This window comes from Rhodococcus sp. KBS0724, assembly GCF_005938745.2.
Classification (GTDB): Bacteria; Actinomycetota; Actinomycetes; order Mycobacteriales; family Mycobacteriaceae; genus Rhodococcus_F.
On the sequence record NZ_VCBX02000001.1, the window covers coordinates 84145 to 97362 of the forward strand.

Genomic DNA, 13218 nt, shown 5'->3' on the forward strand with positions numbered 1-13218 from the left:
TTGGGCGGCTGCAGGTGCCATGGGAGTAGCAATAGTTACCGGCGCACCTGCAGTTGCCGAACCCTTGCCAGGGGCAACACCGTCGGTGGTGACAGTCGATTCGATTCAAGTCGCCCGCTCGTTGCCGATCGGCACCGAGGTTACGGTGTCAGGAACTGCGACTACATCGTCCGGGGACTTCGAATCCAGCTTTTACGACAAGGGATTTGGTCTCCAGAGCGGCAATTCGGGCATCTATATCAGTGATCCCGACAATTCGGCCGTATCTGTTGGTGACCGGGTTGAGGTCAGCGGTGTCCTCGCAGATCAGGAGGGCCTGCTTGTCGTTCGGCCGAATGCGGTCACGCGTCTTGGTTTCGCCACGGCGGTACGGCCGGAACGGTTGCCGCTCAGCGCAATCGGTGAGAGCAGCGAGGGGCGGCTCGTTAAATTGTCCGGCATCGTCAGCGCGCCCGTCGTCGATGATCTGCCGTACGGACACAAGATTGTGGTGTCGGGAGCCGGAGGAAGCACCGTAATCTTTGTGAACACTCAGGCGGGTATCGACCCCGCGTCAATTCTGGTTGGCCGACCGATCACCGTCACCGGCTTCAGTGGACAGTATGCGGACACCTATGAAGTACTGCCCCGCTCGAAAGATGACGTGCAACAAGGATTCGCGGGAAGTCTTTCATTCGGAAGCTGACAGCCGCCTCATAGAGCATTGAGGCGGGCTCCGACGCGCATGGAACTCGGGTAGAACCGGCTGAGTCGGTACCCGAGTTTCGCTTCGGGGGTGACGGGCACAATTGCCTTGTTGGTCCGCACTGCCTTGACGATGGCGCTTGCCACCCGGTCGGGTGTGAAGTTTCGGCGATGGTAGAAGTTGTCCGCCTTGGTTTGATTCCGAAGTTGTTCCGCTGCAGTCGTTCCGGCGAACTCGGTGGTCTTGACGATGTTGGTGTCGACAATGCCGGGGCAGATGGTGCTGACGCCGATTCCGGACGGAAGCAGCTCTGCGCGTAGACAGTCGGAGAGCATGAACACGGCAGCTTTGCTGGTCGAGTATGCGGTCAATGCTTTCTGCGGTGTGTATGCCGCGGCGGACGAGAGGTTGACGATGTGTCCGCCGGAGCCGCGTTTGATCATCATCGGCGAGAAGGCGCGGCAGCCGTACACAACTCCCCAGAAGTTGATGTCCATGACTCGCTCGAATTGTCCCTGTGTGGTGTCTGCGAAGGTTCCCGAGAAGCCGATGCCGGCATTGTTGACCACGATGTCGGGAACTCCGTGGTGTGCGGCGACGGTTTCCGCGAATCGAGTCATGGCTTGCTCGTCGGAAACGTCCACCTGATACGCGTGGGCACCGCCGCCGAAGACTGCGTCGGCTCCGCCGACGCTCGCGGGCGAGTTGATGAGTGCGGCTGTGTCCTGGGCGCTTTCGAGGTTGACGTCGCACACAACGAGGATTGAGCCCTCGGCGGCAAAAGCGAGCGCGGTCTCGCGGCCGATGCCACTGCCTGCTCCGGTGACAACCACTAGCGTCCCGGTGAGGTCGCGTAGGCGTCGTTGCAGCTTTGCTCCGCGTCGCCAACTCCCGACATCCCTGATCAGTCCCATGTGGTTCAGTTTCATGCGTTTCCCCCTCGTTTTGCGCAGCTTAGGCTATTTTGCGAAACACTGTGTCTCAGGTCACAAACTGTGAGAACTTCGCATCACACCGCAGTTATACGACCGACCTGGAGGTTTCGATGAGCCGCAATTCCCGATCAGGTAGTCGCGGCGTGGCAGTTGCCGCGCTGGCTATCTCTGCAAGTTTGTTCCTTGCCTCATGTGCCGGAAATGACGACAACGGGGGCGGGGGCGGGGGAGAGTCGGCCGATTCCGGGTCGTCGTTGAAGATCGGAATGGTGAACGAGCAGGCCGATCCAGGTTCGCCCACCAAGGGTGGCACCCTCACCTTCAGCGGCTACTCACCGGTGACGACACTCGATCCGGCCAAGGCTCAGGTATCAGGCTCCACCGGTGGCAGCGAGCTCAGTGCAATCTATGACGTGCTGATGCGATACGACCCCATCGAGCAGACGTTTGTGCCCCAGTTGGCGCAGTCGCTCGAGCCGAATGACGAAAGCACCACGTGGACGTTGAAGCTGCGTGACGGCGTGACATTCAGTGACGGAACACCTTTCGATGCGCAAGCCGTTACTGCGAGTATCAACCGCTACATGACGAACAAGGGGCCGCAGTCGGGATTGTGGATCGACAAGGTCGTCTCGATGGACACGCCGGATGCAACGACGGTTGTCTTCAACCTGGTTGATCCGTGGACGGGTATCGAGCCGATGCTCTCGACCGGTCCCGGCATGATCGTTGCTCCGGCGGCGCAGCAGGGAGATCAGTTCACGCCGATCGGTGCCGGTGCGTTCACGCTCGAGAAGTTTGCTCCCAACGAGGAAATGCTGCTCGCTGCTCGTGCTGACTACTACGGTGGCGCGCCGAATGTCGACAAACTCAAGATGGTCAGCATTCTCGGTGCGCAGCCCACTTCCGAGGCCCTGAAGTCCGGCGGTATCGATGCGGCGTACATACGCACGTTGGGGCCGATCCTCGATCTGATCGAGAACGGCAACCCGGGCTTCATCGACATTCCCTCGCTCGGCTATATCGCAAACGTCAATATGGCTCCCGGTCGGCCCGGAGCGGATCTGCGTGTGCGCCAAGCGATGACGTACGCCGTCGATCCGGCGACTTTGGATGTCCGTGCCAACGACGGTAAGGGTCTGCCGGGTCAGGTTATCTTCCAGGACACGTCGCGCTGGCACAACGATGTTGCTCCGATCGGTGTGGATCCGGCCAAGGCGAAGGAACTGCTCGATCAGGCGAAGGCGGACGGTTACGACGGCAAGATCAGCTACCTCACGATGCAGGAGCCGTCGGCGCAGGCCACGGCGCTCGCTGTGCAGGCGATGCTCAATGCCGTCGGTTTCGACGTCCAGATCGAGAACGTCAACAACGTCGGTGACTTGGTCAAGCGGATGTATGCCGATCGCGATTACGACATGGCGACCGCTGCTCTCAACCTCACCGAGGCGGACCCTTCCGAGCGTCTCTACACGGGCCTCAAGACCGGTGGACGTAACAACACCACGGGCTACTCGGACGCCGAAATGGATCAGTTGCTCGACGAGTTGGGTGTTGCAATCAGCGACGACGACAAGAAGGCCGTCCTCGTGAAGATTCAGGAACGGGCCAACGAGACCCTGCCGTGGCAGGTATGGGGCACCGGACCGGCTTTGGACGTGTGGAATCAGAACGTGCACGGACTTCAGCCGAGTCTCGACGGGATCCTGCTCTTCGACGAGGTGTGGAAGAAGTAAGGCGCACCGGCCTTGGCCACGGACTTTCCACTGAGTGGGACTAAAAATTAATACTTGTGCCTTAGGTCACAAACTGTGACAGCTTCGCATCACATCACAGTTTTAGTCCGATCTGGAGGTTCGTAAATGAGTCGCAGTTCTAGGCGCGGCAGTCGAAAGGTCGCGGCAGTCGCACTGGCTGTTTCCGCCGGTTTGTTCTTGTCCTCGTGTGCCGACAGTGGAGCGGACGGCGGCAGCGGCGACGCGCCGGAATCCGGCTCGGCTCTCACGATCGGTCCCGTCAACGTTCAGTCGAACGAGGGTGATCCGGTCAAGGGCGGAACGCTGACGTTCAGCGGTTATTCCGCGGTGACGAGTCTCGATCCGTCGAAGACGCAGATTGCCGGCTCGGTGGGCGGATCGGAGCTCGGGGCGATCTACGACACCCTGCTTCGCTACGACTCGACGTCGCAGAAGTTCGTTCCGAAGCTCGCCAACTCGATGGAGCCGAGCTCGGATTTCAAGACGTGGACGCTCAAGCTGCGTGACGGTGTGAAGTTCAGTGATGGCACCCAGGTCGACTCCGCTGCCGTGTCGTCGAGTCTGGCTCGGTACGTCACCAACAAGGGGCCGCAGTCCAGCCTGTATGCGTCGAAGGTTACGTCCGTCGACACACCGGACGCGTCGACGGTCGTCTTCAATCTGGCCGATCCGTGGACGGGTATCGAGGCGCTTCTCGCTACCGGCCCCGGCATGATCGTTGCGCCCAGTGCGCAGCAGGGTGACAAGTTCACCCCGATCGGCGCGGGTGCGTTCACGCTCGAGAAGTTCGCTCCCAACGAGGAGCTGATTCTCGACGCCCGTGAGGATTACTTCGCCGGTGCTCCGAATGTGGACAAGTTGCGAATGATCAGCATCGTCGGTTCGCAGGCTACGAGTGATTCGCTCAAGAGCGGCGGCGCGGATGTCACGTACATGCGCTCGCTTCCGAACGTGCTCGATCTGATCGACTCCGGCTACCCCGGTTACGTCGACATTCCGTCACTGTCGTACCTGTCCCTGATCAACACCGCTCCGGGTCGTCCGGGCGCCGATGTGCGAGTGCGTCAGGCACTGGCTCTGGCCACGGATCCCGTTGCACTCGACAACCGACTCAACGAAGGTAAGGGCCTTCCGGGGCAGGTCATCTTCCAGGACAGCTCGCGCTGGCACAACGACGAGGCTCCGATCGGCGTCGACCCGGCCAAGGCCAAGCAGCTTCTCGACGAGGCAAAGGCCGACGGTTTCGACGGCAAGATCACGTACCTGACCCTGCAGGAGAACTCCGCTCAGGCGATGGCTCTCGCGCTGCAGTCCATGGCTAACGCCGTTGGCTTCGACTTCCAGATCGAGTACGTCAACTCGGTTGCCGATGTCGTCAAGCGTTTGTACGTCGACCGTGACTTCGACATGTCGACCGGTTCCGCCAACCTTCCGGAAGCCGATCCGTTCGAGCGTCTGTACTCGAACCTCAAGACCGGTGGCCGAAACAACGCGACAAGCTTCTCCGACGCTCAGATGGACACGCTGCTCGACGAGTTGGGTGTGGCAACGTCCGACGACGCGAAGAAGGAGGTCCTTGCCAAGATCCAGGCACGCGCCACCGAGGTTGTGCCGTGGCAGATCCTCGGAAACACGCCGTGGCTTGGTGTGTGGGCCAAGAACGTTCACGGAGTCCAGCAGAGCATCGACGGAATCATGTTCTTCGACGAGGCGTGGAAGACCAACTGAAAAAATGTGAATAACTGAATACGGAAAGACCGAAGCCGGAGATGCGCACTGCGTCTCCGGCTTCGGTGTTTTTCGCTTCGGTGTATTTCGGGGTATCTAGCCCATCAGATCGTGGACGTAGCACCAGCGCCAGGACTCGCCTGGTTCATGGGAACGCATGACGGGATGCCCGGTCTCGCGATAGTGGTTGGTGGCGTGTTGGTGCGGGCTGGAGTCGCAGCATCCGACGTGGCCGCAGGTGAGGCAGATTCGCAGATGTGACCAGTTGTCCTCGCCCAGTTCGGCGCATTCTTGACAGACTCCGGGAGTTAAAGCGGCCGGGTCGGTTTCGGGCGTTTCAGTCAATTCTTCGCAACCGCTTGCCACCGGTTCGGGTGCCGGTGTGCGGGATGCGACGCGCTTCAGGATCTTTTTCATCACTATCCATAGTGCACGGTGGCCGCTGATCCTGCATGCTGCCAGAGTGAACGGCATATTACTGGGGGTTGTTGTAGCGGCTTTGCTGGTCGCAGCGGTTGCGCGTCGATTCGGATTGTCGTCGCCGTTGATACTGGTGGTCTTCGGGTTGATCGCGTGTCAGATACCCGGCGTACCGGATCTCGAGCTCGATCCGGATCTTGTTCTGTTCGTGGTGTTACCACCGCTGCTGTACTCGGCGGCGTTGGACAGTTCATATCTGGCATTGCGATCGAACCTGCGCCCCATCGGGTTTCTCGCGGTGGGCTTGCCCCTCGCGACGACGGCCGCGGTCGGCTTGGTCGCGTATCTGATCGTGCCGGAGTTCTCGATTGCCGCCGCGCTGGTTCTCGGTGCGATTGTGGCACCGCCGGATGCGGTGTCGGCGAGCGCAATCGGACGCAGGCTCGGACTGCCGCGTCGGATCATGACACTCCTGGGCGGTGAGAGCCTGCTCAACGACGCGACCGCGTTGACGGCATACAAGGTGGCTTTGGCGGCCGCTGTGGGCACGGGCGCGACCTTGGCCAGCGGTTTCGAGACATTTGTGGTTGCCGCGCTCGGCGGTACGGCGATCGGACTGGCGGTGGGGTTCGTCATCGCCAAAGTGCGTGGAAAACTTCGTGATCCGGTGATGGAGAGCGCAATCGGCTTGGTCGTGCCGTTCTTCACCTACCTGGCTGCGGAAGAGATTCACGCGTCCGGCGTCATTGCCGTGGTTGTTGCCGGACTGTTCCTGGGGCAGCGCTCCACTCGGGCCAGTTATGCGACGCGCCTGCAGGATACGGCGGTGTGGAAGGCCGTCGACCTCATCCTGGAGTCGTTTGTGTTCTTGTTGATCGGGCTCCAATTGCCCAGTGTGGTGAGCGGATTGCAGGGGTACAGCACGTCGATGGTGGTGTGGGCGTCCATTGCGGTGCTCGCGACTGTTGTTGTGGTGCGGATCGCGTGGGTCTTTCCGTTCACGTACCTGCCACGGTGGTTGTCGCCGCGGATCCGGGCGCGAGAACCGGATGTTTCGGTTCGATCGGTATTTGTCGTGTCGTGGGCCGGTATGCGCGGAGTCGTGTCACTGGCAGCGGCTTTTGCCATTCCTTTGACAGTGAACAGTGGTGAGGAGTTCCCGGGACGGTCCCTGATCTTGTTCCTGACTTTTGTTGTCGTCGTCGGAACGTTGCTCCTGCACGGTCTTTCGCTGCCGTGGGTGATCCGGACGCTCGGCGTCCAGGGAGAGGAAGCGCAGTCCGACGCAAGAGCGGAGGCGGCGGCGCAGGACAAGGCGGCGCGGGCAGCGGCGGCGCGATTGGACGAGTTGGTCGCTGAGCAGGACGGCGGTGTGCCCGCGGTGCGAGATCGAGCCGCGGACATCTTGCGGACCTGGAACACGCACCGAGCCAACTCGGCGTGGGAACGGCTCGGGCGTAGCGACGACGATCTGGGGGAGAGTCCGTCGGCGGCATTCCGGGCTTTGCGTCTCGAAATGATCGATGCCGAGCGCACGGTATTCATTGCCGAACGCGACGGCGGCCGCATTGATGACGAGGTACTACGGAAGGTACTGCGTGAGCTCGATCTGGAGGAAGCCACCCTAGATCGGGACTAGCTCGGGACTAGACCGATAGGTCTCTTTGTTTTGGCGGAAAATGCAGGCCAGGGCCTATTGACATAACCGTTGAGGACCGCAACTTAACAAATTCCACTGAGCGGGACTCGCTCGAACCATTCTGTGCGTCGCATCACACACTGTTTCTTGTTCAACAAGAAGTCACAGTTTTTCCTGCCTTGGAGGCATCAGAATGAGTCGTAGTTCCCGCCGTGGGCATCGCAGATTAGCTGCGGTCACGCTGGCGATCACCGCAAGTATGTTTCTGGCGTCGTGCGCCGACAACGGCTCGAGCGGCGGCGGTGAATCTGTCGAGTCGGGTTCCGCGCTCAAGATCGGAATGGTCAACGAACAGGCCGATGCCGGCACCCCGACCACCGGTGGCACGCTGACGTTCAGCGGCTATTCCGCAGTGACATCACTCGATCCGGCGAAGATCCAGGTTGCCGGCGCTACGGGTGGCAGTGAGCTCAGCGCGATTTACGACGTACTGATGCGCTACGACCCCATCGAGCAGACGTTTGTGCCTCAGTTGGCGCAGTCCCTCGAGCCGAGTTCGGACAGCAAGACGTGGACGCTGAAGCTCCGTGACGGCGTCAAGTTCAGCGACGGAACGACGCTCGATTCCAAGGCAGTGGTCGACAGCATCAACCGCTACGTCAACAACAAGGCAGCGCAGTCGAGCCTGTGGGCAGCCAAGGTTGCCTCCATGGACACCCCAGACGCAACGACGGTTGTCTTCAACCTCGTCGATCCGTGGACCGGTATCCAGTCGATGCTCTCCACCGGCCCCGGCATGATCGTCGCTCCGGCTGCGCAGCAGGGTGATCAGTTCACTCCTATCGGCGCAGGCGCATTCACGCTCGAGCGTTTTGCTCCCAACGAGGAACTCCTGCTCGCTGCCCGCCCCGATTACTTCGGCGGCGCACCGAAGGTCGACAAGCTCAAGCTCATCAGCATCGTCGGAGCTCAGCCCACTTCCGAGGCTCTCAAGACCGGTGGCATCGACGCGGCCTACATGCGCACGCTCACCCCGATCCTCGATCTGATCGAGAACGGCAACCCGGGCTTCATCGACATCCCGTCGCTCGGCTACATCGCAAACGTCAACATGGCGGAGGGTCGCCCCGGTTCGGATCTGCGCGTTCGTCAGGCAATGGCGTTGGCCATCGACCCCGAGACGCTCAACACCCGCGTCAACAACGGCAAGGGCCTGCCCGGCCAGGAGATCTTCCAGGACACCTCCCGCTGGCACAACGACGTCGCGCCGACCGGTGTGGATCCGGCCAAGGCCAAGGAACTGCTCGATCAGGCCAAGGCCGACGGTTACGACGGCAAGGTCACCTTCCTCTCCATCCAGGAGCCGTCCGCGCAGGCAACCGCTCTCGGCGTGCAGGCCATGCTCAACGCCGTCGGATTCGACGCGCAGATCGAGTACGTCACCGGCGCAGGCGATCTGGTCAAGCGTATGTACGTCGATCATGACTACGACATGAGCACAGCAGCTGGTTCGCTGTCCGAGGCCGACCCGTTCGAGCGTCTCTACACGGGCATCAAGTCCGGTGGCCGTAACAACGTCACCAACTACGCCGACGCCGAAATGGACGTCCTGCTCGACCAGCTCGGTGTTGCCACCAACGACGAGGACAAGAAGGCTGTTCTCGCCAAGATTCAGGAACGCGCCACCGAGACGGTGCCGTGGATCGTCTGGGGCAACGTCCCGACGTTCGACGTGTGGAACCAGAACGTTCACGGCCTGAAGCAGAGCATCGACGGAATCATGCTGTTCGACAGCGTTTGGAAGTCCTGACTCGAACTGAACGTGTCCGGCCCCGCGGGGCCGGACACGCTTGACAGAGACGAATGAGATACGAGGAATTGCTGTGAAGTGCGAGTTGGCTGCCCGAAGGAGACGAAAGCTATGAACATCGGCGCAATCGGTAAGAAGTTGGGCCAGCTCGTCATTGTGCTCCTCATCGTCAGTTTCGGAACCTTCGTTCTGGCGTCGTTGATCCCCGGTGACCCGGCGGTCGCGGTATTGGGTGAGGGTCGTACCCCCGCCGAATACGAGGAAATGCGTCAGCAGCTCGGACTCAACGATCCACTCCTGGTTCGTTATTGGGACTGGCTGACGAGCGCCCTCACCGGCGATCTCGGTACCTCGCTGGTTCCGCCGCAGCAGGAAGTCCTCACGGCAATCGGCTCGGCTCTCCCGGTCAGCGTTCAGCTTGCAGTGATGGGTCTTGTCATCGCTCTTGTTGTCGCTGTTCCGCTCGCACTGTGGTCCGCCCATCACGAGGGTGGCGTCATCGACCGCGTCATCAGCGCCGCAACGTTCGGTGTCCTCTCGATTCCGAGCTTCCTGGCCGGTTTGCTCCTCATCATGGTGACGGTCAACTGGCTCGGCTGGTTCCCCCGCTCGCAGTGGGTGCGCATCGGTGACAGCATCTCCGGAAACCTTTCGCACGCAATACTTCCCGCAATCACCATCAGCCTTCTCGAGATGGCGATGTTCACCCGCGTTCTGCGCAGCGACCTCGTGACCACCCTGCGTGAGGATTACATCCTCGCCTCGAAGGCCAAGGGCATGCCCACGCTGCGCGTCCTGTTCAGTGACGCACTGCGCCCGTCGTCGTTCTCGCTCATCACCATGATGGGTCTGGCGCTCGGCGGCATGATCGGCAGTACCGTCATCGTCGAGACGCTGTTCTCACTGCCCGGAATGGGCACACTCATCGTTCGGGCTGCACAACAAGGCGATTCGCCGATGCTGTTGGGTGCGGTGGTCGTGATCGCCGTCATCTACGTGGTCGTCAACAGTGCGATCGACGTTCTGTACACCTATCTTGACCCGAGGAGTCGTCGTGTCCATGTCTGAAGTGACGCCCGACGGAGCGGCCCCGTCGCCGGCCCCGTCCGAGGTGATGACATATCGGCAGCAGACCGTCCTGCTGGCACCCGGTCCGATAGAAACGCTGGAGAAGCCGAAGAATCTGGTCCTGATCGGCACGATCCTGACCGTCGTCGGTATCGCTCTGCTCGGCACCGCCCTGTTCGGGTCCGGCATCATGATGATGGTTCGTATCGTCATCGGCCTGGCCTCCCTCGTGTTCCTGTTCAAGGGACTGGGAAAGGTCGGTATCGCAAAGTGGGGCAGCCAATTCGACCTGTCGTACTGGTTGGCCTGCATCTGGCTCGTCGCTCTGGTTGTTGCGGCCATCGTCGCGCCGCTCCTGCCTCTCGGTGAGTACAAGGACACGGTCAAGACTTTGGCCGAGCCCGGCTTCGCGCCTCCCAGCCTGCTTTCGGAGCATCCGCTCGGTACCAACAACTTCGGACTCGATCTCCTGGCCCGCGCGCTGTACGGAGCGCGTGCCTCGCTGACCGTCGCAATCTGTGCGGTGCTCATCGGTATCGTCATCGGTGGCACGATCGGCGTCATGGCCGGATACTTCCGGGGCAAGATCGACGCGGTAGTCGGGATCCTCACCAACTCGCTGCTCGCAATTCCGTCTCTGGTTCTGCTGATCGCACTTGCTGCCGTCCTCACGTCGAACCTGCGCAACATCACGCTGGCACTGTCGATCCTCTGCATTCCCAGCATGGTTCGAATAGCAAGAGCCAATACGATAGTGGTCGCCCAACGCGAGTTCGTCCTCGCGGCCCGGGCGATGGGTGCCACCAAATGGCGAGTCATCTGGCGAGAGTTGGTACCCAACGTTCTTGTTCCCGTCGCAGCACTCGGCCTCGTTGCCGTGTCCGGCCTGATCGTCGCGGAAGCATCGCTCAGCTTCCTCGGACTCGGCATCGCACAGCCGGATCCCACGTGGGGCAACATGATCGCAGAAGGCCAGGGCGGCATCGTGGAGAAGCACCCGTTCATCGTTCTGGTGCCCGGCGTCTTCCTCTTCCTGACGGTGTTCTCGTTCAACCTCATCGGTGAGAAGTATCGGAGCAAGCTGTGACCACTTCAGTGACAAATGGCGTACCGCTGCTGCAAGCGGACAACATCCGAACCGTATTCGCGACTCCCCGAGGAAAACTGCGGGCCGTCGACGGTGTGTCGATCCACGTTTCCGAGGGTGAGACTCTTGGCATCGTCGGTGAATCGGGTTCCGGCAAGTCGGTTCTCGGCCGCACCATCATGGGCCTGCTCCAGAAGGGGCCAGCTCTCGACATCACCGGAACGGTCACGTTTGCCGGCCGCGATATGGCGACGATGAAAAAGTCCGAGATGAAGCACTTCTGGGGCCCGGAGATCGCCATGGTCTTCCAGGATCCGATGACCTCGCTCAACCCGTTCAAGCGTATCGGCACGCACATCACCGAATCCTTGAAGTTCCATCTCGGACTCAAGAAGGACGCGGCCCGCGACCGCGCCGCGGAACTGCTGTCGATGGTGGGAATTCCGGAGCCGAAGCGTCGCCTCGACCAGTACCCCCACGAGCTGTCCGGCGGTATGCGCCAGCGAGTGGTGATCGCGATGGCTCTGGCCTGCGAGCCGAAGTTGCTGATCGCGGACGAGCCGACCACGGCATTGGACGTGACGGTGCAGAAGCAGATCCTGGATCTGCTCGCATCGCTCAACGACAAGCTCAACATGGCCGTGATCCTCATCAGTCACGACTTGGGCGTGGTGTCGGGACGTTCTGATCGCGTCGCCGTCATGTACGCCGGTTCCGTCGTGGAAACCTCGGCGACGGAAGAGCTTTTCTCACGTCCACGGCACCCGTACACCGAAGCGCTGATGGCCGCGATTCCGCGACTCGATTCGCCGACGCACACGGTGCTGCAAACCATTCCGGGTGGACTGCCGGACATGACAAAGCCGATGGCCGGTTGCCGCTTTGCAGCTCGCTGCAGGTATGCCCAAGACGACTGCTTGACCGGCGACCCGGCACTCGCGCTCGGTGGACCGGGCGACAATACGTCGGACGGCCATTCGTTTGCGTGCCATTTCCCCGTCGACACCCCTGAGGGCACAGCGGCATTGGTAGCCAACGAGAAGGCCGGCAAGACCGCAGCGGGTCTATCGCTCGCAGTGAAGGAGATGGTCTGATGACTGCAGCAATCGATACCAAGAAGCCGTCAAAGCTCGACGACGCGTTGACCGTCGAAGATCTTGTTGTCGAGTTCAACGTCGGCAAGGGTCAGACAGTGCATGCCGTCTCCGGAATCAGTTTCACCGTCGCCGCGGGTGAAACTCTCGGTGTGGTCGGTGAATCCGGCTGCGGTAAGTCCACCGCCGGGCGAGCCATCATGCAGTTGCCTTCGCCGACATCGGGTTCCATCCGACTCGGTGACGTCGAGATGACAACGCTGGACTCGGAAGAATTGCGTCGCAGCCGCACTCAGCTGCAGATGATCTTCCAGGATCCGATCTCCTCTCTCAACCCGCGCCGCAAGGTCAAGGCGCTCGTGACCGAAGGGCCTTCGATCTGGGGCGGTGAGGACAAGGCCGCGATCGAGGCCCGCGCCCGCGCCGTCCTCGCCGAGGTCGGTCTCGACCCGGACGTGGTCTGGGACCGCACACCCCGCGAGTTGTCGGGTGGTCAGTGTCAACGTATCTGCATCGCACGGGCTTTGATGCTCGACCCCAAGGTGCTGATCTGCGACGAACCCGTCTCCAGTCTCGACGTCTCGGTGCAGGCGCAGATCCTGAACCTCCTCGAGGATGCCAAGAAGAGGCACGGGCTTTCACTGCTGTTCATCGCGCACAACATGGCCGTTGTGAAGAACATCAGCGACCGCGTGATGATCATGTACTTGGGCCGCATCTGCGAAATCGTTCCCGCAGAAGACATGCAGAACCGCGCGCTGCATCCGTACACGCAGTTGCTGCTGTCCTCGATCCCCGATCCCGACGCAACAGTTACCGCGGCGCAGAACGTCGAACAGAAGGTCATCGAACTTCCGTCGCCGCTGAACCCACCGAGTGGTTGCCGATTCCGCACCCGGTGCCCGCTCGCCACGGATCGCTGCGCCGAGGAAGTTCCGGAGCTACGACTCGTCGACGGCGGACACCAGGTGGCGTGCCACAACGTGTGAGATGAG

At 61.2% G+C, this 13218-nt stretch carries 11 protein-coding genes; 9 read left to right on the forward strand and 2 right to left on the reverse strand.

The window, feature by feature from the left end:
- The first annotated feature begins 19 nt into the window (after positions 1–19).
- On the forward strand, positions 20–685 hold the full coding sequence (locus FFI94_RS00365; RefSeq protein WP_260683752.1) for a hypothetical protein: 666 nt from the start codon (positions 20–22) through the stop codon (positions 683–685).
- Positions 686–693: 8 nt separating this feature from the next.
- Here FFI94_RS00365 and FFI94_RS00370 read toward each other — a convergent pair whose 3' ends face one another.
- Positions 694–1599, reverse strand: a complete 906-nt coding sequence (locus FFI94_RS00370; protein WP_138873524.1) for an SDR family NAD(P)-dependent oxidoreductase — start codon at positions 1597–1599, stop codon at positions 694–696.
- Between the two features lie 131 nt (positions 1600–1730).
- Here FFI94_RS00370 and FFI94_RS00375 point away from each other — a divergent pair, with 131 nt between their 5' ends.
- Entirely contained in the window at positions 1731–3356 is a 1626-nt protein-coding gene (locus FFI94_RS00375) for an ABC transporter substrate-binding protein (RefSeq protein WP_138871247.1), read from the forward strand.
- Positions 3357–3482: 126 nt separating this feature from the next.
- Positions 3483–5105, forward strand: coding sequence for an ABC transporter substrate-binding protein (locus FFI94_RS00380; RefSeq protein WP_138871248.1), 1623 nt, complete (start codon positions 3483–3485; stop codon positions 5103–5105).
- A gap of 96 nt (positions 5106–5201) precedes the next feature.
- Here FFI94_RS00380 and FFI94_RS00385 read toward each other — a convergent pair whose 3' ends face one another.
- Complete coding sequence (locus FFI94_RS00385) at positions 5202–5522, reverse strand: UBP-type zinc finger domain-containing protein (protein WP_138871249.1); 321 nt, start codon at positions 5520–5522, stop codon at positions 5202–5204.
- A gap of 46 nt (positions 5523–5568) precedes the next feature.
- Here FFI94_RS00385 and FFI94_RS00390 point away from each other — a divergent pair, with 46 nt between their 5' ends.
- The 6 genes from FFI94_RS00390 (at position 5569) to FFI94_RS00415 (ending at position 13212) form a co-directional block, all read left to right on the forward strand.
- Positions 5569–7164 carry a Na+/H+ antiporter gene (locus FFI94_RS00390; protein ID WP_138871250.1) on the forward strand — a complete coding sequence of 532 codons (1596 nt, stop codon included), beginning with the start codon at positions 5569–5571 and terminating at the stop codon, positions 7162–7164.
- A 193-nt stretch (positions 7165–7357) separates the two neighbouring features.
- Positions 7358–8974: an ABC transporter substrate-binding protein gene (locus FFI94_RS00395; protein WP_138871251.1), complete on the forward strand. Its 1617-nt coding sequence runs from the start codon at positions 7358–7360 to the stop codon at positions 8972–8974.
- Positions 8975–9085: 111 nt separating this feature from the next.
- Positions 9086–10042, forward strand: a complete 957-nt coding sequence (locus tag FFI94_RS00400) for an ABC transporter permease (protein ID WP_138871252.1) — start codon at positions 9086–9088, stop codon at positions 10040–10042.
- The gene (locus FFI94_RS00405) at positions 10035–11129 is read left to right on the forward strand and encodes an ABC transporter permease (protein WP_260683753.1); all 1095 of its coding nucleotides are present in this window, start codon (positions 10035–10037) and stop codon (positions 11127–11129) included. The genes FFI94_RS00400 and FFI94_RS00405 overlap by 8 nt, the downstream gene beginning before the upstream one ends.
- On the forward strand, positions 11126–12223 hold the full coding sequence (locus tag FFI94_RS00410) for an ABC transporter ATP-binding protein (RefSeq protein ID WP_138871254.1): 1098 nt from the start codon (positions 11126–11128) through the stop codon (positions 12221–12223). Before FFI94_RS00405 ends, FFI94_RS00410 begins: the two co-directional genes overlap by 4 nt.
- Positions 12223–13212: an ABC transporter ATP-binding protein gene (locus tag FFI94_RS00415; protein WP_138871255.1), complete on the forward strand. Its 990-nt coding sequence runs from the start codon at positions 12223–12225 to the stop codon at positions 13210–13212. Before FFI94_RS00410 ends, FFI94_RS00415 begins: the two co-directional genes overlap by 1 nt.
- Positions 13213–13218 lie beyond the last annotated feature (6 nt).

Excerpts from the sequence above, each read along its gene's own strand:
- FFI94_RS00375 (WP_138871247.1), top strand. The coding sequence starts at position 1,731 with ATGAGCCGCAATTCCCGATCAGGTAGTCGCGGCGTGGCAGTTGCCGCG.
- FFI94_RS00365 (WP_260683752.1), top strand. The coding sequence starts at position 20 with ATGGGAGTAGCAATAGTTACCGGCGCACCTGCAGTTGCCGAACCCTTG.
- FFI94_RS00405 (WP_260683753.1), top strand. The coding sequence starts at position 10,035 with ATGTCTGAAGTGACGCCCGACGGAGCGGCCCCGTCGCCGGCCCCGTCC.
- FFI94_RS00380 (WP_138871248.1), top strand. The coding sequence starts at position 3,483 with ATGAGTCGCAGTTCTAGGCGCGGCAGTCGAAAGGTCGCGGCAGTCGCA.
- FFI94_RS00400 (WP_138871252.1), top strand. The coding sequence starts at position 9,086 with ATGAACATCGGCGCAATCGGTAAGAAGTTGGGCCAGCTCGTCATTGTG.
- FFI94_RS00370 (WP_138873524.1), bottom strand. The coding sequence starts at position 1,599 with ATGGGACTGATCAGGGATGTCGGGAGTTGGCGACGCGGAGCAAAGCTG.
- FFI94_RS00385 (WP_138871249.1), bottom strand. The coding sequence starts at position 5,522 with ATGAAAAAGATCCTGAAGCGCGTCGCATCCCGCACACCGGCACCCGAA.
- FFI94_RS00415 (WP_138871255.1), top strand. The coding sequence starts at position 12,223 with ATGACTGCAGCAATCGATACCAAGAAGCCGTCAAAGCTCGACGACGCG.
- FFI94_RS00395 (WP_138871251.1), top strand. The coding sequence starts at position 7,358 with ATGAGTCGTAGTTCCCGCCGTGGGCATCGCAGATTAGCTGCGGTCACG.